Annotated in this window: 20 protein-coding genes and 1 tRNA gene; 15 read left to right on the top strand and 6 right to left on the bottom strand. The window is 44.8% G+C overall.

What is annotated here, in order from left to right; all coding sequences use genetic code 11:
* Positions 1-6: 6 nt before the first annotated feature.
* The gene (locus CSV63_RS08735; RefSeq protein WP_099695491.1) at positions 7-615 is read left to right on the top strand and encodes a GNAT family N-acetyltransferase; all 609 of its coding nucleotides are present in this window, start codon (positions 7-9) and stop codon (positions 613-615) included.
* A 25-nt stretch (positions 616-640) separates the two neighbouring features.
* Positions 641-1,834: an acyl-CoA dehydrogenase family protein gene (locus CSV63_RS08730; protein WP_099695490.1), complete on the top strand. Its 1,194-nt coding sequence runs from the start codon at positions 641-643 to the stop codon at positions 1,832-1,834.
* A gap of 110 nt (positions 1,835-1,944) precedes the next feature.
* Here the strand turns inward: CSV63_RS08730 and CSV63_RS08725 are convergent, their stop codons facing one another.
* A complete protein-coding gene (locus CSV63_RS08725; protein ID WP_099695489.1) occupies positions 1,945-2,826 on the bottom strand; it encodes an SDR family oxidoreductase in 882 nt (293 codons plus the stop codon).
* Positions 2,827-2,980: 154 nt separating this feature from the next.
* On the opposite strand from CSV63_RS08725, the gene CSV63_RS08720 reads away from it, so the two are divergent.
* The 3 genes from CSV63_RS08720 to CSV63_RS08710 all read left to right on the top strand — a co-directional run bounded on the left by CSV63_RS08720 (position 2,981) and on the right by CSV63_RS08710 (position 7,123).
* Complete coding sequence (locus CSV63_RS08720) at positions 2,981-4,153, top strand: aminotransferase class I/II-fold pyridoxal phosphate-dependent enzyme (RefSeq protein ID WP_099695488.1); 1,173 nt, start codon at positions 2,981-2,983, stop codon at positions 4,151-4,153.
* 146 nt (positions 4,154-4,299) lie between these two features.
* Complete coding sequence (locus CSV63_RS08715) at positions 4,300-4,878, top strand: hypothetical protein (RefSeq protein WP_099695487.1); 579 nt, start codon at positions 4,300-4,302, stop codon at positions 4,876-4,878.
* Between the two features lie 115 nt (positions 4,879-4,993).
* The gene (locus CSV63_RS08710) at positions 4,994-7,123 is read left to right on the top strand and encodes a beta-propeller domain-containing protein (protein WP_158233937.1); all 2,130 of its coding nucleotides are present in this window, start codon (positions 4,994-4,996) and stop codon (positions 7,121-7,123) included.
* Between the two features lie 162 nt (positions 7,124-7,285).
* Here CSV63_RS08710 and CSV63_RS08705 read toward each other — a convergent pair whose 3' ends face one another.
* Positions 7,286-7,525 carry a methyl-accepting chemotaxis domain-containing protein gene (locus tag CSV63_RS08705; RefSeq protein WP_099695485.1) on the bottom strand — a complete coding sequence of 80 codons (240 nt, stop codon included), beginning with the start codon at positions 7,523-7,525 and terminating at the stop codon, positions 7,286-7,288.
* Positions 7,526-7,752: 227 nt separating this feature from the next.
* Complete coding sequence (locus CSV63_RS08700; protein ID WP_099695484.1) at positions 7,753-9,405, bottom strand: sensor domain-containing protein; 1,653 nt, start codon at positions 9,403-9,405, stop codon at positions 7,753-7,755.
* A 127-nt stretch (positions 9,406-9,532) separates the two neighbouring features.
* Between CSV63_RS08700 and CSV63_RS08695 the strand changes: the two genes are divergently transcribed.
* From CSV63_RS08695 to CSV63_RS08685, 3 genes are all read left to right on the top strand, one after another.
* The gene (locus CSV63_RS08695) at positions 9,533-10,480 is read left to right on the top strand and encodes a DMT family transporter (RefSeq protein WP_099695483.1); all 948 of its coding nucleotides are present in this window, start codon (positions 9,533-9,535) and stop codon (positions 10,478-10,480) included.
* Positions 10,481-10,552: 72 nt separating this feature from the next.
* Positions 10,553-12,271 carry an ABC transporter ATP-binding protein gene (locus CSV63_RS08690; RefSeq protein WP_099695482.1) on the top strand — a complete coding sequence of 573 codons (1,719 nt, stop codon included), beginning with the start codon at positions 10,553-10,555 and terminating at the stop codon, positions 12,269-12,271.
* Positions 12,268-14,073, top strand: a complete 1,806-nt coding sequence (locus tag CSV63_RS08685) for an ABC transporter ATP-binding protein (RefSeq protein WP_369823818.1) — start codon at positions 12,268-12,270, stop codon at positions 14,071-14,073. Before CSV63_RS08690 ends, CSV63_RS08685 begins: the two co-directional genes overlap by 4 nt.
* Before the next feature lie 212 nt (positions 14,074-14,285).
* Here CSV63_RS08685 and CSV63_RS08680 read toward each other — a convergent pair whose 3' ends face one another.
* Together CSV63_RS08680 and CSV63_RS08675 are read right to left on the bottom strand one after the other, a co-directional pair.
* Positions 14,286-14,741, bottom strand: a complete 456-nt coding sequence (locus tag CSV63_RS08680) for a YusW family protein (RefSeq protein ID WP_099695481.1) — start codon at positions 14,739-14,741, stop codon at positions 14,286-14,288.
* 108 nt (positions 14,742-14,849) lie between these two features.
* A complete protein-coding gene (locus CSV63_RS08675; protein ID WP_099695480.1) occupies positions 14,850-15,866 on the bottom strand; it encodes a DUF2804 domain-containing protein in 1,017 nt (338 codons plus the stop codon).
* 73 nt (positions 15,867-15,939) lie between these two features.
* On the opposite strand from CSV63_RS08675, the gene CSV63_RS08670 reads away from it, so the two are divergent.
* The 7 genes from CSV63_RS08670 to CSV63_RS08640 all read left to right on the top strand — a co-directional run bounded on the left by CSV63_RS08670 (position 15,940) and on the right by CSV63_RS08640 (position 20,170).
* A tRNA-Ala gene (locus tag CSV63_RS08670) sits at positions 15,940-16,012 on the top strand.
* A gap of 298 nt (positions 16,013-16,310) precedes the next feature.
* Positions 16,311-17,132, top strand: coding sequence for a transporter substrate-binding domain-containing protein (locus CSV63_RS08665; RefSeq protein ID WP_099672310.1), 822 nt, complete (start codon positions 16,311-16,313; stop codon positions 17,130-17,132).
* 1 nt (position 17,133) lies between these two features.
* Positions 17,134-17,802, top strand: a complete 669-nt coding sequence (locus tag CSV63_RS08660) for an amino acid ABC transporter permease (RefSeq protein WP_099695479.1) — start codon at positions 17,134-17,136, stop codon at positions 17,800-17,802.
* 25 nt (positions 17,803-17,827) lie between these two features.
* Positions 17,828-18,556, top strand: a complete 729-nt coding sequence (locus CSV63_RS08655) for an amino acid ABC transporter ATP-binding protein (RefSeq protein ID WP_099632074.1) — start codon at positions 17,828-17,830, stop codon at positions 18,554-18,556.
* Between the two features lie 45 nt (positions 18,557-18,601).
* Positions 18,602-19,087: an amidase domain-containing protein gene (locus tag CSV63_RS08650; RefSeq protein ID WP_233192009.1), complete on the top strand. Its 486-nt coding sequence runs from the start codon at positions 18,602-18,604 to the stop codon at positions 19,085-19,087.
* Positions 19,088-19,191: 104 nt separating this feature from the next.
* Positions 19,192-19,788 (top strand): nitroreductase family protein, encoded by a 597-nt coding sequence (locus CSV63_RS08645; protein ID WP_099695478.1) that lies wholly within the window; start codon positions 19,192-19,194, stop codon positions 19,786-19,788.
* 115 nt (positions 19,789-19,903) lie between these two features.
* Positions 19,904-20,170 (top strand): hypothetical protein, encoded by a 267-nt coding sequence (locus CSV63_RS08640; protein ID WP_099695477.1) that lies wholly within the window; start codon positions 19,904-19,906, stop codon positions 20,168-20,170.
* A 74-nt stretch (positions 20,171-20,244) separates the two neighbouring features.
* Here the strand turns inward: CSV63_RS08640 and CSV63_RS08635 are convergent, their stop codons facing one another.
* Complete coding sequence (locus tag CSV63_RS08635) at positions 20,245-21,627, bottom strand: dipeptidase (RefSeq protein WP_099695476.1); 1,383 nt, start codon at positions 21,625-21,627, stop codon at positions 20,245-20,247.
* Between the last annotated feature and the right edge of the window lie 96 nt (positions 21,628-21,723).

The raw sequence follows: 21,723 nt of genomic DNA, 5'->3' as shown, positions 1-21,723 counted from the left end.
AGTGGAATGCAACAACAAACTTTGAATTCATCACAGATGGGATTACAGCATCTCGCAACCAATCGACGGACAGTAAATAGGTTATTCAAATTCATGTCAGTAGACTTCGGATTTCTCGACCATATTCCGTTTCCGATTATGCGCAAAGCACTAAAGAAAAACATCTTGCGTGCAGTCTACTTGACGGACGGTATCCATGTTTACGGCTATGCCATCTATCAAGAAATCCCGAAATATGGAGGTATTCACGTACTCTATTTGGCCATAGCGCCGGAATTCCGTTCGTATGGATTAGGTAGCGTGCTGCTTCGCCGTCTGGATGCGTTATCGCCAGCGGGAATACTACTCGAAGTAGAAGATCCAGACTTTTCCCGAAATGAAGAAGAATTATCTATCCGAACACGACGTATTGCATTTTATGAACGGAATGGACTGACACTTGATAAAACGGTGAAGCTGACGAATTTCAAGCATCCATTATTGTTGATGACGACTTCGCAACTGCCCGCGTTGAATGAACGTCAGTTTAGGAAGTTTTATCGACAGTTGTATAACCGCGTATACCGTATACCAGTCGGGCGGATTGCGGTGAACGCACGTATCGAAAAAGCCTAGTTTCATTGTAAAGGAGGACACGAAGATGGACTTTACATTTACAGATGAACAGAACATGTTGCGACAGACAGCCAGACAGTTTGTAGATGCCGAAATCATGCCGCATATTGCGAAATGGGATGCCCAAGGAAGTTTTGACGAGGGAATTTGGAAACGGCTCGCAGATTTAGGGTTCATGGGAGTTTGTGTACCGGAAAAATACGGTGGCAGCGGTATGGATTATAATGCGTTAGCGATTCTATGCGAGGAACTCGAACGGGGAGACACGGCATTTCGCACTGCAGTTTCTGTACACATCGGTTTAAATTGCATGACACTGATGCAGTGGGGAACGAATGACCAGAAACAACGGTACTTGGTGCCACAAGCTAAAGGTGAGAAAATCGGTGCGTTCGGATTGACGGAACCTGGCGCTGGCTCGGACGTTTCTGCCATTCAAACTACAGCGGTTCGTGACGGAGATGACTATGTACTAAACGGCCAGAAAACTTGGATTTCACTTTGTGATGCGGCAGACAATTTTCTCGTTTTCGCCTACACGGATAAATCGAAGAAACATCACGGCATCAGCGCATTTATTGTGGAGCGTACAATGCCTGGATTTTCATCGAAGGCCATTAAAGGGAAGTATGGTATTCGTGCAGGTAACACGGGCGAGCTGTTTTTTGAAGACGTTCGCGTACCCGCTGCCAATTTACTGGGCGAAGAAGGCGAAGGGTTTAAAATTGCGATGGCAGCGTTAGATAATGGTCGTTTCACGGTGGCAGCAGGCGCAGTGGGCTTATTGTATGCCTGTCTCGAATCGAGTGTAGAATACGCCACAACGCGTGAAACGTTCGGTAAGAAAATAGGTGAACACCAGCTAGTTCAGCAAATGCTTGCAAAGATGGAAGCGGGTTATCAGATGAGCCGTCTCCTCGTTTATCGTGCGGGTGAATTGAAAAATAGTGGTGTTCGAAACACGCGTGAAACATCACTCGCGAAGTGGCAAGCTTGTGATTTTGCCAATCAAGCGGCAGATGACGCGGTGCAGATCCATGGGGCGTATGGCTATTCGGATGAGTATCCAGTTGCGCGGTATTTACGCAACTCGAAAGCGCCCGTCATTTATGAAGGCACGCGAGAAATCCATACAATTATGCAGGCGGAGTATGTGCTTGGGGAGCGTAGGGATAAGAAGTTGAATCGCATGTTGCCTAAGTGGCCGTTTGAGGAATGAAAATGATGCGGTAAGCCAATATGTATGGCTTACCGCATCATGTATTGTGTGTGAAATTTTTAGTTGTAAGGCAATAGTGCGGTCGCATTTCAACCGCCATTTATTCCAAGTTAAGAACCGACAAAGTCCCCACCATCCACGTGTATCGTCTGACCTGTCATATAGCTCGAGTCCGTTGAAGCTAAGAAAACATAAGCGGGTGCGTTCTCAGCAGGCTGTCCGCGGCGCTTCATCGGTGTATCGGCTCCATGTTCAGCGACAGTTTCCGCGTCGAACGTAGCAGGGATCAATGGTGTCCAGATCGGTCCTGGCGCTACTGCATTCACACGAATCCCTTTGTCCGATACATTTAAGGCTAATGAACGTGTAAAGCTTGTGATGGCTCCTTTCGTCGCGGAGTAATCAAGTAATCCAGGCGATCCGTTATAGGCTGTAATTGAAGAAGTGTTGATTATGCAGTCGCCTTTTTTCATATGTGTAATGGCTGCCTTTGACATAAAGAACAAGCCAAAGAAGTTCGTTTCAAACGTTTCTTTCAACTGTTCTTCAGTAATGTCTTCGATGGACTGCTGGGGAAATTGTTTTCCAGCATTGTTGACCAGTATATTTAGCTCACCAAAATCTTCAATAACTTGTCCAATCAGCTGTTTACAGTTTGTGTCACTGCTAATATCCGTTTGATATTTCTTCGCTTTACCACCATATTTCTTTATTAATTCAATCGTTTTATCCGCATCTTCATCTTCCTGATCAGCCAAATAGGCGATGGCCACATTCGCTCCTTCTTTCGCATAGGCAACCGCGACAGCACGACCGATTCCGCTATCGCCGCCTGTGATCAGTGCAGTTTTGCCTTTAAGTTTATCGGCACCCTTAAACGCTGGATCATCATAAATTGGAGTGGGATGCATCTCTGCCTCGACACCAGGCTGTGTAGATTGTGTCTGTCCCGCTATCTTCTCGTCGATTTTTTCGTATGAATCTTGACTCATGTGACATCCTCCTCAGTATGTAGTTATGAAAAGTATTCCCTGATTGCGGGCGAACAAACATCCAGATGTCCGAAAGAAAAGTAATCCAAGCGGTCTTTTCGCGTGTTATAATGAAGTCATTCCATACTATATAACAGCTAAGGAGCGTGTCTTCATGAACTTTCAACCTTCCAAAAAAATGTCCATATTCTCACCAGCGATCTTTGGCGACTTAAAAGCAGCTGCTGAATTAAAAAAAGCAACAGGTGCACAAGTCGTTGATTTAAGCCTCGGCAGCCCGGATCTTCCGCCTGACGAGCGTGTACGCCAAGCGTTGTCTGAGCAAAGTGCATTAGCATCTTCTTACGGTTACACACTCGGAGGGACGAAACGATTCCATGAAGCCGTCGCAGATTACTACAAGCGGCGGACAGGTGTCATCATCAATCCCCAGACAGAAATCTTGCAGACGATGGGTTCGCAGGAAGGCCTCGTTCATTTACCTTTCGCGTTTTGTGACGAAGGGGATTACGTATTGACAACGAATCCTGCTTACGTCGCCTATGATGCAGGAATTAAACTAGCGGGCGCTGTGCCTTATTACATGCCATTGCTTGCGGAGAACGGCTTCTTGCCCAATCTAAACGAAGTCCCGGAAGATGTGTTGAAAAAAACGAAACTACTTATTCTGAACTTGCCAGGAAATCCAGTACCCGCAATGCCGAATGAAGCCTTCTTCAAAGAAGTCGTAGCGTTTGCGAAGAAAAACGAAATTATCGTACTACATGACGCAGCCTACTCGGAATATTATTTCACAGGCAACCGTCCGGCAAGTTTCCTCACGACACCTGGCGCAATGGAAGTCGGTATGGAAATCAACTCGCTGTCGAAAAGCTTTAGCTTGGCAGGTGCACGAATCGCTTACTTTGTTGGGAATGCAGAAATGATCAAAGTGCTACGGGAACTGAAATCCAATCTCGACTATGGAACATTCGGGCCGATCCAAGAAGCCGCTATTGTGGCACTTGATAATGGTGAAGAGATCACAGATCGCCTACGCGCAGAGTTCTCCAAACGCCATCACGCGTTAATGGACGGACTCGCATCACTGGGTTGGGAAACAACGCCATCTGAAGGCGGTATGTTCGTTTGGGCAAAATATCCTTACGACCTGGACGACGTAGAATTCGTCTTCGAAGTGATCAAACAAGCGGGTGTCGTCATGGTACCTGGCAGCATCTTCGGCACCGCAGGGAAAGGGTACGTCCGCCTTGCACTCGTGCAAAAAGTGGAGTTGATTGAACAAGCGATTGAACAACTTAAAGAATTATCGATTGTGAGCGTGTAAATAACAGCGAGGAAGAGAGATTTTCTGCTCTTCTTTTTTTATGAAAGAAATGGGTCGGATTTAATTCGATACTAGATGCCTACTGCATACATTAGACTAGTACTGTACACTATCTGTAGATATGAAATGTAGAGAGGAGGGATACGATGGACAAACAAGAAAAAGACCGAGGCCGCAAGAAGGAAATCGGGATTCACCCCCGTAGAAAAAAGCAGAGCCTGGTAATCTGGGGCGTTGTCGCGACAGCCACCGTACTATTTCTATTACTCGTGCTCCCATTATTGCAAAAGTCAAACACTGAAACTGAAAAGATTGTACCAGCTGTAGGACTTTATGAAGATCTAGAAAATCTACAACTCAAGGTGTTACAAGAGAAAGCGTTGGAAGATGGAAAAATTGAATACTTAATTGAGATAAATAATGATACCAACAGAGTCATTCATCAGCCTACATTAACCTTCAGCTTCGAGGCGAAACTGGAGAAAGGTTGGACAGAGAACCCCTTCAAGTACTCGACTGATCTTGGATTGGAAATCGAACCGGGACAAAAAATGAAAGTCCCGCTGCCGGTTGATATCAGTCTATTCAATAAGGAGAAGATCGATACCGATCATGTCATGCTTGAACTCAGGGGATATCTGGACGAACTGGAGCTTGAAAATCTATTTCATATGGGACAATCAATCAGAAACATAGAAGGCGATGGAAAATGGAAAAAGCTATGACCAAGCTAAAATCACTCTATAAAAAGAGCGTTTTTAGCTTTTTTTAATAGGATGTAACGAAACCAACAGTTTGCAGTCTACTCTTATACATACTACACAAGAGGAGATGAACATGATGAATACAGGAAGATGGCTCATTGTATGGGGGATAGCTGGAACGATCGGAATCGTTGTATTGATCAGTTTCCTATTCTGGCCGAAAGTTGGTATCACATCCACGAAGTCCGTGCTCGCGGGTCAGTCGCTGAATGTCTACTTTACGGACCCGGTTAGTGAAAACTTGGATGCTTCGAAGTTCCATGTTATGAAAGGTAATAAGAAAACACCTGCCGAGCTTTCGTACGGAAATAACAACACGTCATTGCAAGTAGGAGGGCTACAGCCGGGGGATTATACATTGCATATCCCATCTACAAGTTTTGGAATATGGAAACGTGCTGAAGATAAAGTTCTTTCATTTACCGTCATCGAATCGGTACAGCCCGTTACTTCCATGAAGGAAATAGAGAACTTCTTTGAACGGGTGGAACGACAAGGGCATAGTGAAATCACGGTGGAGTCTTCCTCAGAAGATAAAGCTTCCGGTGCCAGTGTCGATCATTCCCAGACCAATCAGCAAGTGGCGGGCGTGGATGAGGCAGACACTGTCAAAACAGACGGTAATTACCTCTACGATGTGCTAAGTGGAGAAAGACTTCTGATCACGGATATTCGCAATCCAAACGATATGATTCATGCTAGTGAGGTGGACTTTTCGGATGGGTTTTATGCAAACCAACTATATGTAGATCAAGATAAAGTCGTATTAATTGGTGGCCGAAATCTGGACGCGCCGACATCCAATATGGATTCGAACAGGACGGAAGATCGCATAATGCCGATGCAACAAATGTCTGTCATTCGTGTCTATGATGTCACAGACCGCACGAATCCGAAACTCATTCGGGAAACAGGTGCTGAAGGCTATGTCATTGGAACACGCAAAATTGACCAATTCGTTTACATGATCACGAATAATCAGCCATTCCTATGGTATGATCATCCGATTTCGGTAGAAGATCAGCTAGTGCCGAAAGTGTATGATTCCGCGGCGGACCAAAAAGTGCAGCCGCTAGCACTCGGTAAAATCTCGATTTTGCCAGGCGCGATGGAACCCTCATACTCGGTCATCACGACACTCGACATCGAGTCGGGAGAAGGGGGAGAGGTCAATACAAAAGCTTATCTGGGCAGTGGTGAACAGCTCTATATGTCTCCAGATCATCTGTATCTGACGTCCACAAACTACCAAAACAATCAACAAAGTACTAGCGAAGTATTCAAATTCAGCCTTGACAAAACACAAGTGCATTTTCTACAAACAGCTCAACTGAAAGGAACAATTTTAAACCAGTTTTCGATGGATGAGCACAATGGCTACTTCCGTACAGTCACAACAGAAGGGAATCTCTGGGATGAACGTAATAAAGCGAAGAACCATTTATTCATTCTCGATGAAAATATGAAACAAGTTGGCTCAGTCGAGAATCTGGCGGTCAATGAACGCATTTATTCCGCGCGATTTATGGGGGATAAAGCGTATATGGTAACGTTTCGCGAAACGGACCCACTCTTCGTCATGGACGTGGCGGACCCAAATCACCCGAAAGTGCTTGGCGAGCTGAAGATTCCTGGCTTCAGCAACTACTTGCATCCGCTTGACGAAGGCCATTTGATCGGCTTTGGCTATGAAACAATCGCAAAGAAAAATCCGCAAGGCGGCGCCCCTATCATCCAAACAGGCGGCATGAAAATCTCAGTGTTCGACGTAACCGATTTTTCCAATCCAAAAGAAACCGCTTCTGAAGTGATTGGCGGGCAAGGCACCTATTCCTCTGTCCAGCACGATCATCACGCCTTGTTCATCCATCCAACACGCCACTTATTTGGCTTTCCAATTTCGGTGTACGAGCAATCCAAGCGTGAAAACATCCTAGATCTTCAAAGCTCTGGTGCAATGCTTTACGAAATTACAGCGCAACGCGGCATCGTCCAAACAGCCGATCTGACCAAACGCATGACGCATAAATACATGGACTGGGAAAAAGAAATTCAACGTCTAGTGTATAGCGGCAATGCCCTCTACACGATGTCCGTAAATGAAGTAAACAGCTACACATTAGACCATTTCACGCCTCTGGATACGTTGGAAAGAGCTGGGCAAACAACGAATAGTGTGCAACCTATCGAATCGATAGTAAAATAAGGCTTGAGCGCCCACTACAACTACGTGGGCGCTCTATCGCGTTCGAGATCCGCTCAATGAATTTGTTCGGGCGCTCTATCACGTTCGAATTCCGCTCAATGAACCCGTCCACGCGCTCTATCACGTTCGAGATCCGCTCAACAAACTCGTCCACGCGCTCTATCACGTTCGAATCATGCTCAACCCGTTCACGCGCTCTATCGCATTCGAGATCCGCTCAATGAACCCGTCCACGCGCTCTATCGCATTCGAGATCCGCTCAATGAACCCGTCCACGCGCTCTATCGCATTCGAGATCCGCTCAATGAACCCGTCCAAGCGCTCTATCGCGTTCGAGATCCGCTCAATAAACTCGTCCACGCGCTCAATCGCGTTCGAGATCCGCTCAATGAACTCGTCCACGCGCTCTATCGCATTCGAATTCCGCTCAATAAACCCAGCCTAGCGCTCTATCACGCGCGCGCAATCAAGCCATACACCCCCACCACCCAATCAAAAAAGGTTGTCTTTTCAACTCCCGTACAGTAAGCTGTAATCAAACGCACTGAGACCTACCACAACTGAATGAGATAGAAAAAATGGAGCCCTTTCTTTATGAAAGGAGCTCCATCTAATTTGATTGCGATAATTTAGTTGATTTCGATTTGCTCAGCGGGCATTGGCATTCCGATGAAATGACCTTGCATTGCATCGATACCCATTTCTTTTAGCAATTCAAATTGCTGTTCATTGCTGACGCCTTCTGCGACTGTATACAAGTTTAGTTTTTTTGAAAGTTGGATTAATCCTTCGACTAATTTCTGCGTTTTCGGATTGCTTAACAATGTTTCGGTAAAGACACGGTCAATTTTGACGCTAGTGATTGGCAAATGCTGCAAGTAGCGCAAAGACGCATATCCGGAGCCGAAATCATCGAGAGTGAACTGTAAACCCAGGTTTTGTAGTTCGGACATTTGCGCCAGTACGGATTGTTCTTCCTCCGCTTTAAGCGCGAACTTTTCCGTGAACTCAAGATGTACCTTATTTGCAGGGCAACCTGTTTCATTTATGATGGAGATCAATCGGTCTTTCCATTGTGGGTTCAAAGATTCACGAATAGAAGAGTTGATGGAGATCCTCATATCATTACCTGCCCGATGCCATTTCGTTACGAACGTCATTGCTTCTTCTGCGACGTAAGCACCGATTTCTTCAATCAAACCGTTTTCTTCTGCAATCGGTATCAATTCGTCAGGACTGATGACACCAAGATCTTCATCTTCCCAACGGACGAGCGCTTCGTAGCAAGTAATTTTCTCGCTCGCCACATCGAATTGCGGCAAATAGGCTACATGCAATGAATTCCGATCCAGTGCTGTTAGCATCTTGCGGTCAATTTCCAAACGGCGGTTTAGAATTTTATGAGACTGAGCAGTTAATGAAGCGATCCGTCCGCCACCTTGACTAATGACATCGGCCGCAGCAGTCAGCGCAACTTTGTATAGTTGCGTATAGGTTTGTTGATCTTCGGGGAAACGTACAATCCCGCCACTTATCGAAAGTGTTTGCGCGTTGTGGCTAAGGTAGATCGGCTGTTGTTTTAAGAATTCATAGAAGCCTTGAATATACCAATCACCGAAAGCTGTTAGCACGACGAAACTATTCGTATCGATACGCGCAATGGGACTATCTTGGAAGTAGCGCTTTAATCGGTTGGTGAATTCTTGAATCAGCTGCGTCTCAGATTCTTGAGATTGCAGCTCTTTCATAGTGTAGTAATGATCGATCGTTAAATAGACGAATGAAAAATGCGTGGCTTTTGCGATAGAGTCATTCACTACTTGTTCTAGCTTGTGACGACTCATCAGCCCGGTTTCTACGTCAATGAATGCAATTTCTCCTAAGCGTTCCTGCAAGCGAACGTCTTCTGTAATATCAAGTTCTAGAAAAAACACGGACTGTAGTTCTCCGGCATTGGATAGAGTAGGGACGGCAAGTGTATTCACGAAGAACGGTTCACCTATGCGGGTCACTTTTTCTATTTTACCCGCCCATGTTTTGCCGGACAGCAAACAATCCCAAATGGAGTTCGCTATTTCCTGACTGTGGGGTTGATCCGAAAACATTTGCCAAAACGATTTACCTAAGATGCGTTTCGGAGTCCAACCACTAACCGTTAGGTAATTTTGATTGGCATAGGTGATTAGACCTTCGCCATCAGTATGTGTCACTAATTGGTATTTATTTAGACTATCGACCAATGCTTGGTGTTCACTAATCTCGGGTAACGGAATTGTATGCATAATGGTACTCCTTTCCAATTCTACTATATGACTATTATAAATGAAGTTTCAGTGTTGTCTACATCTGACATGTGAATTTTATACTATACACGAATAAAAGCAACAATTTAGACAGGGGTGATAGATCATGTTGCGATTAAAAGGAATTGTGATGATCATTGTAGGTTCAATGTTATGGGGCGCCACTGGACCTATGATGGAGTGGATTTTAGACTATAGTGAGATGTCAGTTTCTATGATGTTAATCCTACGTTTGATCATTGCGGGCGCTGTAGTACTAGCATTATTAAAAGCAAAAGGCATACAAGTTGGTCGTCCTATGAGACAGAAGTTGTGGTTACGAAAAATGGTGATGTTTGGCATTATCGGAATGCTTGGGGTCCAGTTCGGATTTGTCCAAACCATTGCATATAGTGACGCGGTAGTTGCAACATTATTCCAGTTCGTTGCGCCAGTCTATATCATCATTCTACTTTCCATCCTACAAAAGTCCTTCCCACCAGGCAGTCAAGTAGTCGGTATGGTCGTGGCGTTATTCGGCTTGTTCTTGCTTTTGACCAATGGTTCATTCTCAAGCATTTCATTAGATACAACCGCGATTGTCTGGGGGGTAATTGTGGGATTTGCCTTCACTTTTTACACATTATATCCCGTAGTTCTAATGGCGGAGTGGGGTGTGTTACTCGTTGTCGGCTGGGGAATGTTCATTGGCGGCATTACTTTATTCATCCTTAACTTGCCGATGTTCTTCATGAATCTTGGTGTTTTGCTCGATGGTCCGTCAATGGGCATGTTGTTACTCGTCATCATAATGGGAACACTGGCATTCATCATGTTTTTGCAAAGCATGACGTATATTTCCCCCGTTGAAACGAGCGTTCTTTCCAGTTTCGAACCGCTCACCGCGATGATTATCTCTGTGTTTTGGCTCGGTCAGACGATGGGGGTCTGGCAACTAAGTGGTGCAGTCATCATGCTTGCGGGGGTTATCTGGTTATCGATCGGAGGGAATCGCAAGAAGGAAGATGCTCCATTCCCAGAATCCATCCAAGAATACGATCACAGCGAAGTATAGCTTTTCGCCTGTACACGCCATATTCCTATATGCCATAATGAAGGCAAAGACGGCACGTAAAGGGTGAATTAGATGAAGACGATTTTCCGCTATGCACTACCTTACAAGTGGCCAATGCTTATCGCCATTTTACTCATGTTACTTGAACTATCAGTCGAATTAATCCAGCCATTGCTGATCGGTAGAATTATAGATGAAGGAATTATGAAAGAGGATTTGAACACGGTGTTGATCTGGGGGAGTGTCATGATGGGACTTGCCTTCGTGGCGCTCTTTTCGGGCGTCGTCAATTCCTATTTCGCTGCACATGCTGCACAAAGTTTCGGCTATGATCTTAGGCAAGCATTATTTCAGCGTGTCCAAACGTTTTCGCTTGCGGCATTTTTGCGCTTTCCGACGTCGAGTCTTATTACACGTTTGACAAGTGACGTGACACTCGTCCAAAACGCTCTCTTCATGGGACTACGAATTATGGCACGTGCGCCGTTGATGGTGCTCGGCAGTCTGATTATGGCATTCGTCGTCAGTCCGAAGCTTGCGGTCTTTCTATTGATTGGTGCGCCGTTCTTGGCAGTATTCCTCGTGATTATGGCGCGCAAGGGAGTCCGATTATTTGGATTAGTCCAACGCCGTTTAGACGGTGTCAATCATCTCGTACAAGAAAACTTGCAAGCGGTTCGTCTGATTAAAGCCTATTTACGAGGTGTTTTTGAAACGAACCGTTTTTCCAAAGCGGCAAGTGCACTAAAAAAAGACAGTGTACATGCGATGCGTTTAATGGAATTAATTTTGCCAGTGTTATTGTTTATAATGAACGTCAGCTTCATGGCGGTACTTTGGTTCGGTGCAGATGAAGTCCGCAATTCAGATATGCCTGTCGGGGATATTGTGGCGATCGTCAACTACACGATGCGCATGACAAGTGCCTTCTCCATGTTTTCTTTTTTAATTGTCATCTTCTCTCGCGCAAAAGCGTCTTCCGATCGAATGGAAGAACTGCTAGTTGCGGATGCTGATCTCGAAAAGCTAGAGATAGTTGACAATCGCCACCAAGGAGCAGTTTCTGTTCGTTTTGAACATGTATCTTTCCGTTATCCAGGAACGACTGAAGACGTACTCAAAGATGTATCGTTTGAAGTCGCAGCGGGTGAGAAACTCGTCGTCATGGGCGCGACCGGTTCTGGTAAATCTACCATGCTACAACTACTCCCACGCATGTTCACTGCGACGGAAGGTACGGTGTGGATCAATGGCAAAAATATAACAGATTGGCCACTCGATACGTTACGGACCATGATCGGTTATGTACCGCAACACTCGATGCTCTTTACAGGTTCGATCATTGATAATCTGTTATGGGGTAAACCAAATGCTACTGCCGATGAAATGGAAGAAGCCGCTAAAAAGGCACAAATTCATTCGTCTATTATGAATTTTTCGGATGGTTATGAAACACGAGTGGGGCAGCGCGGTGTGAATTTATCGGGTGGACAAAAACAGCGCTTGTCGATTGCGCGCGCATTGATTCGTAAACCATCTTTACTGATTTTGGATGATAGCACCAGTGCGCTCGATGTTCAAACGGAGTCATCATTATGGGATTCATTGCAGGAAGAAGATACAACGATGCTGATTGTCACGCAAAAAATTCAAACTGCTAAAATTGCTGATACAATTTTATTATTATCAGAAGGCGAGATTGTAGGCTATGGTACGCATGAAGAGCTACTTCAAACGTCTAGCTTCTATCGGGAAATTGCGAAATCGCAACAGAGTGGGGGAGTGGCATGATGCGAAAACCATTTGGCTATGAACCTATTATCCAGAAAGCAGATATATCAAAAGTACAACGTAAAAAAGTTCAGAAAGCGGGTAACTGGAAGTCCGTGCTCGCACGTATTTGGCGCTTAGTGGATCGGCAACGAGGGTTACTGGCCACTGTGTTGGCACTTGTTTTAATCAGTTCAGCCCTAGCGCTAATCGGCCCTTTACTGATCGGAAACATTATTGATCACTTCATCATTCCGAAAAAAGTGGATGGGCTCAGTATGCAGATTGTTTTTTTACTGCTCGTGTATGCGGGCTTCTCGTTGTCTACGTATTTTCAAAACTACTGGATGGTCGGAATCGCACAACAAACTGTCTATCGTCTGCGCACGCAATTATTTGGCCATCTACAGAAGCTCCCTATCCGTTTCTTCGATAAACGCCAGCACGGCGAATTGATGAGCCGTGTGACGAATGATATCGAGAATGTCAGCCAGACGTTAAATTCCTCATTGATTCAAGTGTTTTCAAGCGTGCTGACACTTATCGGTATAGTATCCATCATGCTGTATCTCAGTCCGTTATTGACGTTGCTGACGATGATCATCATTCCGTTAATGTTCATTGCGATGCGCTGGATCACTCGGCGTACGGGTATTTTATTTAAAGAACAACAACGTGCAATCGGTGAATTAAACGGCATGATTGAAGAAACGATTTCAGGTCAACGAGTCGTCAAAGCATTCTCGCAGGAACAGAATGTCATGGAAGAGTTCGCACAAAAAAGCGAACGTCTACGTACAACAGGTTTCTGGGCACAGACGTATTCAGGTTTCATTCCGAAAGTGATGAACACGCTGAATAATCTATCGTTTGCGATTGTTGCGGGGGTAGGCGGACTGCTGGCGGTGACAGGGTATGGTGGCGTAACGGTTGGAACTATTGTGATCTTCAGTGAGTACGCACGGCAATTTACGCGTCCTCTAAATGACTTGGCTAATCAATTTAACACTGTACTCTCCGCCATCGCGGGTGCAGAGCGAGTGTTTGCGATTATGGACGAGCCTATTGAAAAAGACGAAGCAACGGCACAGGTTGAAACCTTACATGGTGATGTCGAGTTTCGCAATGTAACATTTGGTTATGAAGAAGAAGCGATTATTAAGAATCTTAGTTTCCACGTTCAATCAGGCGAAACAGCGGCCTTCGTTGGGGCAACAGGAGCAGGGAAGACGACGATCATGCAATTGCTGTCACGTTTTTACGAAGTAGACAGCGGCCAAATTCTACTCGACGGTATTCCAATTGATGAACTGCCACGCCAAACCGTGCGCAGCCAAATGGCTTTCGTCTTGCAAGATCCGTTCCTGTTCGAAGCGACCGTGCGCGAAAACATTCGCTACGGCCGACTTGACGCAACGGACGGGGAAGTCGAAGAAGCCGCTAAAAAAGCCAATGCCCATAGCTTTATCAACAAGTTACCGATGGGCTATGATACGGTGTTGACGGCTGGCGGCGAAGAGATATCGCAAGGGCAAAAACAACTTTTATCCATCGCCCGTGCGCTAGTGGCCGATCCGATCCTGCTATTGCTCGACGAAGCGACTAGCAGTATTGATACAGTGACAGAGCTTGCAATACAGGATGCGTTGGAGCGTCTTATGGAAGGTCGAACAAGCTTCGTCATCGCACATCGTCTGAACACGATTAAGCAAGCAGACAAAATCTTCGTACTGGCAGACGGCGAGCTACTCGAATCGGGAAGTCACGAAGAACTGATGGAACGTAAAGGTGTGTTTTATGGGATGTTGAATTATGATGGCTAAGTGAAGGGATCCGGAACGCGTCCGGCAACAGCGCGGTTCGTATGAATCATCCACTAATTAGGTTGGCATAACTTACCTAAATAGTGTAAAACAGTAAAAAGCATGTAAAAGACCGCTAATTCATAAACGAATTAGCGGTCTTTTACGTGCTTCATTTTGCACCGGTGAACAGAATGGATGACATAATCGGATAATTAGCCTGTTCCGCGTTATTACTTTTTCTCATCAATATGAAGAGACTTATTATCTGCAAACTGTACATCCAACTCGAACTCGTCATACGTATCGAGACCATACCACTGTAGAATGCGATCGATTGCTTCTTCTTTCGTAGTCCCGCTATCAATCAAAATTTCCATAAACATTTTATGCATATCGTCAATCGCCTCATTGCCTTCCAGATTTACGTCCTGGAATTCATTGACGTACTCTGCATCGTCAGGTTTTACATCTTCATAATCCGTTTCGATTTTCTTGTTGTCTTTCTTGATCGTTAAATCGAAATCCGTGAAGCCATAGCCGTCACCCGTATTTATGGTGCTACCTTCACCCTCATTTTCAATACTGACTGCGGCATCATTGTCCGGTGCTTCGTCTTTTGACGCGCAACCTCCGAGAAATAAAATAGATGAAACACCTGCAACAGATAATATTCGCATTAATGACATAAGCGCCACCCTTTCTAAAGTATATACTACTTGTATTATCACCTTAAAAGAGCGACCTTAAACCAAATATGATCTCTCAGTAGACGAGATAGCGGGAAAAAATTCTAATTACTGATACTTTCGCTCCATGATCGAACCGAGCATTTGCCGAATCGGTAAAACTTGTCCGCTTGGTAATCGAACCTTTCCATGATAATAGCCGACATATTGATTAATCGACATCTTCCGTACAATATAGTCATCAAGCGTTGGGCATTGGAAAAATGGTTTAAACGTCAACTGGATATCATTCGAAAACTTTGTTTGTATTTTCCATGCGTTTTTCGGGTCTTCTTTATCGCTTTCGAATACTACATCTTCATGAAATTTATGCATCGTACCTTCTACGAAGACAGCATTTTCCGTCAACCCCGTACCATCTGTCCAACTACCGCCGAAATTCAAGCCAATCCGTTTACCGCTTGTCCGCTGGGAAGCCATCGCCCAGTCCCAATTCGTTCGGGTATTCCACACGCCACGCCCATAATCGCAAATGGCAAAACTGTAATAGGGATTGAAATCAAAGCGTCGATCACCAAAACGAACATATCCACCGGTCGGCATAATCGAATGTTTGGAAGTGAAATGGAATGAGTCTCGACTCTTTGGAATGACGACATTTAATGATTCATCTTTCTCCGGATGAATAATATGTAAATCTGCATGCAATACTTCATTGTCAAAATCAGGAATGAGAATGGACAAATGCGTTTCGCCTTGCATATGAACGAATTGAACCGTCATATCGTCATGTACGAACTTGATACTATCGAGTGCCTCTTCAGGCATTTTAATACGTCTTCCAAAAGGAAGGGTTACATGTTTTTCGTAGAATCGCTGTGTTTCATAGTTGAGTATGTAAATTAGACAAGTCACTTTATGATCCAGGTGTACAATCGAGGCGGTTAATAAAATATCCTCCCCATAGATGCACCAATTGTTCCAGCGTTTCTTCTTCATGAACTGTCCTCTTAAATTGCTCCTCACTAAAGGGCTGCGTGCGTATCCTATTGATTCAGGATTCAGAAGCCCTTTGGAGTCACACAGAGAAACCATTTCAGATAACTCTCTTTCTTCATGCTGCATACCATTAACCACCTTTCTTGCCTATTGTCTTTTAAACGAACAATTGATATACTCTATATTGTATCAGATATGAGGGGCATTAGCTCAGCTGGGAGAGCGTTGCGCTGGCAGTGCAAAGGTCAGGGGTTCGAGCCCCCTATGCTCCATTAAAATATTGACGGCAGTTCATTAGAGAAATCTCTAAGAACTGTCGTTTTTTTATTTGAGATAATACTAGTAAACCGATCTTCTCCTTCGCCATGCGCAATAAAACTATTTACTATTGTATAATTATTCATTGTAATGTATATTGGAAGGTATAGAAAGTAATCGTTATAAGATCTTGTCCAATATATGGAGTATACAAGCAGACGTATACATATACTTGTAGACAGTTGGTAGGACGTATCTTATAATTGTATTAATTTAGAATATTTATACTAGCAAAGAGAGAAGGGGAAATGTATGAAGAAGATGTTTACAGCATTATTGCTAATCCTAGTATTGGTCGTTGCGGGATGTAGCAGTAACGATGGAGGGGCAGGCTCAACAGAGAAGTCCACGTTGAAGAATATTAAAGACAACAAAAAATTGGTGGTTGGAATTGCACCAGGTTATTTCCCTTTTGAAATGAAAAGCATTGAAGGCGGTTATGTCGGGTATGATATCGATCTAGCAAACGCAGTAGGTGAAGCGTTAAATACGGAAGTAGAGTTTAAACAATTCGTATTTGACGGCTTAGGACCGGCTTTGCAAATAGGTGAAGTAGATATGGTCATCGCAGGTATGACGATTCGTGGAGATCGTGCATTATCCATTAGCATGTCCAATCCTTACTATAAAACAGGTCAGGCGATCATGGTGCCAGCTGCAAATAAAGGGATCAAATCATGGGAAGAGCTTGACGTCAAGGGGAATAAAATCGCTGTAGGTATTGGGACTACGGGCGCATTGCTTGCGAAGTCTCAGTTCAAAAATGCGGAAGTAGTAGACTTCGAGGATTTCCCGTTAGCGGCTACGACAATGGGTTCAGGACAGGCTGATGCCGTTGTGTATGATGAACCCGCCATTGCTGTTTGGCGTTTGGAACATGAAGGAGAAGTTCATCAAGTAGAAGGTTTGATGTCTGCTGAGAATCTCGGAATTGCAGTGAAGAAAAATGATTTTGAAACGATTCAATGGTTGAATTCATTCTTGCATAGCTATGTGGACAGCCCGGAAGAACTAGCGTCAAGAAGTCGTTGGTTTGAAGAAAGCGACTGGCTAGATAAGGTTTCAGGAGAATAATATGGGCGGTTATGAATATGACTTCAGTGTAATTTCGCAAAATATGGGTATCTTTATTGAAGGGGCGCTGAAAACACTTGAAATTTCAGCGATCGCATTATTGCTGGCTATTCCGATGGGGATTATTATCGGAATGGGTAGGATTTCCCGCAATAGATTCATCCGTATACTTTCCTCAGCCTATGTAGAAGTCATGCGCGGCGTGCCGTTGCTTGTACTATTGATTTGGATTTTCTTTGTACTCGGTCAATTTTTAAAGCTCGGTTCCTATTGGGCATCAATTATTGGTTTGGCTGTTTTTACCGCAGCATTCATTGCAGAAATTGTTCGTTCAGGAATACAAGGTGTGCCTAGAGGTCAGATGGAGGCGGCTCGTTCGTCAGGTATGACCTACTGGCAGGCGATGCGCTTGATCGTTTTGCCACAAGCATTCCGAAGAGTTCTACCGCCACTTGCTTCACAATTCATCATGCTAATTAAAGACTCCTCTTTGATCTCGGTCATCGGTGCGACGGAATTGACGTTGAACGCAAAGAATCTCGTGGCTACTAGTATGCGTTCCATAGAAGTATGGACATTCATCGGTTTCGTTTACTTTGCCATGACGTTCACGTTATCCATGATCATTCGAGCGATCGAACAAAAGTTATTAGCGAGAGAAAATTCATAAAGCTTGATGTGAAGGAGTGCCAGATATGATTTCTATAAAACACGTAAATAAAACATTCGGTATGAACCAAGTACTGACAGATGTCTCGCTTGAAGTACCTAAATCACACGTTGTGGCCATTATAGGCCCAAGTGGAGCAGGGAAGTCTACACTAATTCGTACGATTAATGCGCTCGAACCTATTGATGACGGAGAAATTGTAGTAGACGGCGTTTCCATACACGATAGAAAAGTGAATATTAACAAAGCGCGTTCTGAAATCGGATTCGTGTTCCAAAGCTTTAATCTCTATCCTTTCCTTACGGCGTTGCAAAATGTCACGCTTGCGCCTATCAATGTAAAAGGGCTAAGCAAAAGCGCTGCGGAAACGCGAGGGAAGGAGTTGCTGACTTCACTCGGTCTTGGCGATAAATTTGATGCGTATCCGAACCGGTTATCTGGAGGTCAGCAACAGCGTGTCGCGATAGCGCGTGCGCTCGCAATGGATCCGCAAGTGATGCTATTCGATGAGCCGACTTCCGCACTTGATCCCGAGATGGTCACCGAAGTTCTCGATGCCATCCGTAAACTAGCTGAAAGTGGTATGACGATGGTCGTCGTGACACATGAAATGGGCTTCGCCAAAGAAATTTGTGACGAGATTATCTTCATGGCAGACGGCAAAGTCGTGGAACAGGCATCACCTGCCAAGTTCTTCACGAATCCCGATTCCGAACGCGCCCAGAATTTTTTATCGAAAGTATTACATCACTAATTGAACGTCCCTCGTTGTCATATGATATGGCAAGGAGGGATTTTTTTGTACAATCGACAAGCGGCAGTAGACTATGCAGACACTTGGTGGAATAGCAGAAATCCTGCTTTTCCCAGTTTTGAAGACGACTGTACGAATTTCATTTCACAATGTCTGTTGGCGGGTGGAGCACCGATGCATGGACAACCAAACCGTGAAAAGGGTTGGTGGATGCGAAAAGGTACATGGAGCTTCAGTTACACCGTCGCTCACTCAATGCGATGGTACTTAGCGACTTCTACAAAAGGACTGACTGCAACTCAAGTAAAAACTCCCCAAGAATTACAGCTAGGCGATATCATTTCGTATGACTTCCATGGGGACGGACGTTTCGACCATACGACGATTGTAACTGCCAAGGATGGAGATACACCACTCGTCAATGCCCATACGTATAACGCATATCACCGCACATGGGATTATAAGGACTCCTATGCATACTCGCCAAATGCGAAGTATATCTTTTTTAAAATCAATGATCATTTCTCATAATTACCCAGTACTGTATCAAAGTGTTTCTCAAATCCTCTAGCAACAGACTACTAAGTTAGGGTATAATGAGAAATAGATACTTATTGCAAAGGAGAAGGTTGAGTGTGAATGAACAAGCATTATCGGTAAGAGAGGCCATTGTTACACGGCGCTCTATTAAGAATTTTAACGGACAACCGATCGAACCAGAGATCATTCCAGAAATTATAGAAGATGCCGTTTGGGCTCCAAACCACGGAAACCGTAATCCTTGGCGATTGATCGCAGCGACAGGTGAACAGTACGAACAGCTTTTGGACGTCTTGAAGGAGTTCGGTGTAGCAAATTGGAAGCAACTTTCTGCTGAGGATCTTGAAAAACAAATGAAGAAGTTCTCGACTGCCGGTGCAGCTGTATTCGTCATCGTACCTGAAGATGTACGTCAAAAAGAACGGCTGGAAGATTACGCAGCAGCTAGTATACTCATTCAAAATATCCAATTGCTCGCTTGGGATAAAGGAATAGGAACTTGTTGGAAGACACCACCATTCATCGATCACCCGAAATTCCGCGAACGTTTAGGTGTAGAGGCAGGCGAGCGCATCATCAGTATGTTGCAGTTTGGCTATTTCGATACGTCACCGAAAGCAACACCACGTAAGTCGGTAGAAGAAATCATTACGTACTTTGGTAGTAGTGAGGACGAAGAAGAGGAATCTTGAAAGTGGTCACGTACCACTCTTCACGTAAATATACGATGAAATGCAAAACAGGCTACCCCATTTGTGGAGTAGCCTGTTTCTTGTATGTGAGAAGGGAGGAGCGCTCAATGGACTTATGTATCCGCTCTATGCAGCGTTACAAGCGCTCAATGGACTTACGTATCCGCTCTATGCTACGTCACAAGCGCTCAATAGATTCTCGTATCCGCTCTATGCCACGCCACAAGCGCTCAATGGATTCTCGCATCCGCTCTATGCAGCATCACGAGCGCTCAATGGACTTACGTATCCGCTCTATGCCACGCCACGAGCGCTCAATGGAATCGCGTATCCGCTCTATACCACGTCACGAGCGCTCAATGGATTCTCGCATCCGCTCTAGATCACAAGCACAAGCGCTCACTGGACTTACGTATCCGCTCTATCACCCCCCCCTACCCGCTCACAAATCACAAATCATAGCCCTAGTTTTTCAATCTCTCCATAATAATTACTGATGACACGCAGTCCTTTATCGAAATTCTCCAAATGGAAGTGTTCATTCGGTGCGTGGAAGTTTTCTGTATCCAGTCCGAAGCCCATCAAGACGACGGGTAAATTTAGAATTTCATCGAATGCTGCGACGATAGGTATGGAGCCGCCACCGCGTGTATAGACAGTAGGTACGCCGTATACTTGCTCGTACGCTCTGCCAGCCGCTTGGATGACTTCATGATCGTATGGAGTTAAATACGGTTTACCTTTATCGAATTCAGTAACCGTCACTTCACATCCGACAGGTTCGTGTTTCGAAATGTGCGCGCGTAGTTTTTCTATGATTTCATCGGGCTCTTGATCAGGGACTAAACGGCATGTGATTTTCGCTCCTGCTTCGGAAGGGAGGACAGTTTTGATACCTTCTCCTGAAAATCCGCCGAATACACCGTTAATTTCTAGTGTAGGACGAGCCCATGTACGTTCTGTGTATGTGTAGCCTGGCTCGCCTGTGAGTTCTTTGACACCGACTTCTTTTTTCACTGCTTCTTTATCGAAGTCGAGAGCAGCCCAACCCGCACGCTCTTCTTCCGTTAGATCGCGAACTTGATCATAGAATCCGTCGATTGCGATAGTTCCTTCGGCATCACGGAATGAAGCCAAGATTTCAACGAGTGCGTGGATTGGATTTTGAACGCCGCCACCATACAGTCCGGAGTGCAAGTCGCCTTTAGGGCCTTTTACATCAATTTGTACGCCGGCTAATCCACGCAGTCCGTAGCAAATGGCGGGCTGTCCAGGTCCGTACATGCCTGTATCTGAAATGACGATGAAGTCTGCCGCTAGCTTGTCTTGATTATTTTGGATATATTCTTCGAGGCTCGGGCTACCGATTTCTTCTTCACCTTCAATAATGAGTTTGACGTTAACAGGGAGTTTTCCTTCAACATTCATCAGCGCCTCGATTGCTTTACTGTGCATAAACACTTGCCCTTTATCATCGCTTGCTCCGCGTGCATATAATTTATTATCACGGATTGTTGCTTCAAATGGAGGTGTTTCCCATAAGTGAAGCGGATCAACAGGTTGCACATCGTAGTGGCCGTAGATCAGGATGGTTGGCTGACCTTCAGCATGTAACCAGTCCGCATAGACAACAGGTTGTCCAGCTGTTTTTTCAATTGACACGTTTTCCAAACCGATTGTTTCGAATTCATTCGACAGCCATTCCGCTGCTTTTTGCATATCTGCTTGATGTTCGGAAAGTGCACTGATGCTTGGAATAGCCAAGAAGCTTGTTAACTCTTCCAAGTGGCGGGCCCGGTTGGTTGTGAAATAGTGATCCAATGCTTGTGATGAAGTCATGGTAAACCCTCTTTTCTTTGGATATTTTCTATATCACAGTATAGCAGAAACTCGTGAGGTATTAAGGTTTAGGCACTTACGGGTAAGGGAACTGAG

Source organism: Sporosarcina sp. P34, from assembly GCF_002743375.1.
GTDB lineage: Bacteria > Bacillota > Bacilli > Bacillales_A > Planococcaceae > Sporosarcina.
The sequence above is the reverse complement of the archived record's forward strand: the minus strand, read 5'-3'. Positions and strand labels throughout refer to the sequence as shown.

Coding starts and splice junctions, on each gene's coding strand:
- CSV63_RS08735 (WP_099695491.1), top strand. CDS start 7: ATGCAACAACAAACTTTGAATTCATCACAGATGGGATTACAGCATCTC.
- CSV63_RS08685 (WP_369823818.1), top strand. CDS start 12,268: ATGATGCGAAAACCATTTGGCTATGAACCTATTATCCAGAAAGCAGAT.
- CSV63_RS08640 (WP_099695477.1), top strand. CDS start 19,904: ATGTATCCGCTCTATGCAGCGTTACAAGCGCTCAATGGACTTACGTAT.
- CSV63_RS08655 (WP_099632074.1), top strand. CDS start 17,828: ATGATTTCTATAAAACACGTAAATAAAACATTCGGTATGAACCAAGTA.
- CSV63_RS08665 (WP_099672310.1), top strand. CDS start 16,311: ATGAAGAAGATGTTTACAGCATTATTGCTAATCCTAGTATTGGTCGTT.
- CSV63_RS08700 (WP_099695484.1), bottom strand. CDS start 9,405: ATGCATACAATTCCGTTACCCGAGATTAGTGAACACCAAGCATTGGTC.
- CSV63_RS08690 (WP_099695482.1), top strand. CDS start 10,553: ATGAAGACGATTTTCCGCTATGCACTACCTTACAAGTGGCCAATGCTT.
- CSV63_RS08720 (WP_099695488.1), top strand. CDS start 2,981: ATGAACTTTCAACCTTCCAAAAAAATGTCCATATTCTCACCAGCGATC.
- CSV63_RS08715 (WP_099695487.1), top strand. CDS start 4,300: ATGGACAAACAAGAAAAAGACCGAGGCCGCAAGAAGGAAATCGGGATT.
- CSV63_RS08710 (WP_158233937.1), top strand. CDS start 4,994: ATGAATACAGGAAGATGGCTCATTGTATGGGGGATAGCTGGAACGATC.
- CSV63_RS08680 (WP_099695481.1), bottom strand. CDS start 14,741: ATGTCATTAATGCGAATATTATCTGTTGCAGGTGTTTCATCTATTTTA.
- CSV63_RS08695 (WP_099695483.1), top strand. CDS start 9,533: ATGTTGCGATTAAAAGGAATTGTGATGATCATTGTAGGTTCAATGTTA.
- CSV63_RS08675 (WP_099695480.1), bottom strand. CDS start 15,866: ATGCAGCATGAAGAAAGAGAGTTATCTGAAATGGTTTCTCTGTGTGAC.
- CSV63_RS08635 (WP_099695476.1), bottom strand. CDS start 21,627: ATGACTTCATCACAAGCATTGGATCACTATTTCACAACCAACCGGGCC.
- CSV63_RS08730 (WP_099695490.1), top strand. CDS start 641: ATGGACTTTACATTTACAGATGAACAGAACATGTTGCGACAGACAGCC.
- CSV63_RS08660 (WP_099695479.1), top strand. CDS start 17,134: ATGGGCGGTTATGAATATGACTTCAGTGTAATTTCGCAAAATATGGGT.
- CSV63_RS08725 (WP_099695489.1), bottom strand. CDS start 2,826: ATGAGTCAAGATTCATACGAAAAAATCGACGAGAAGATAGCGGGACAG.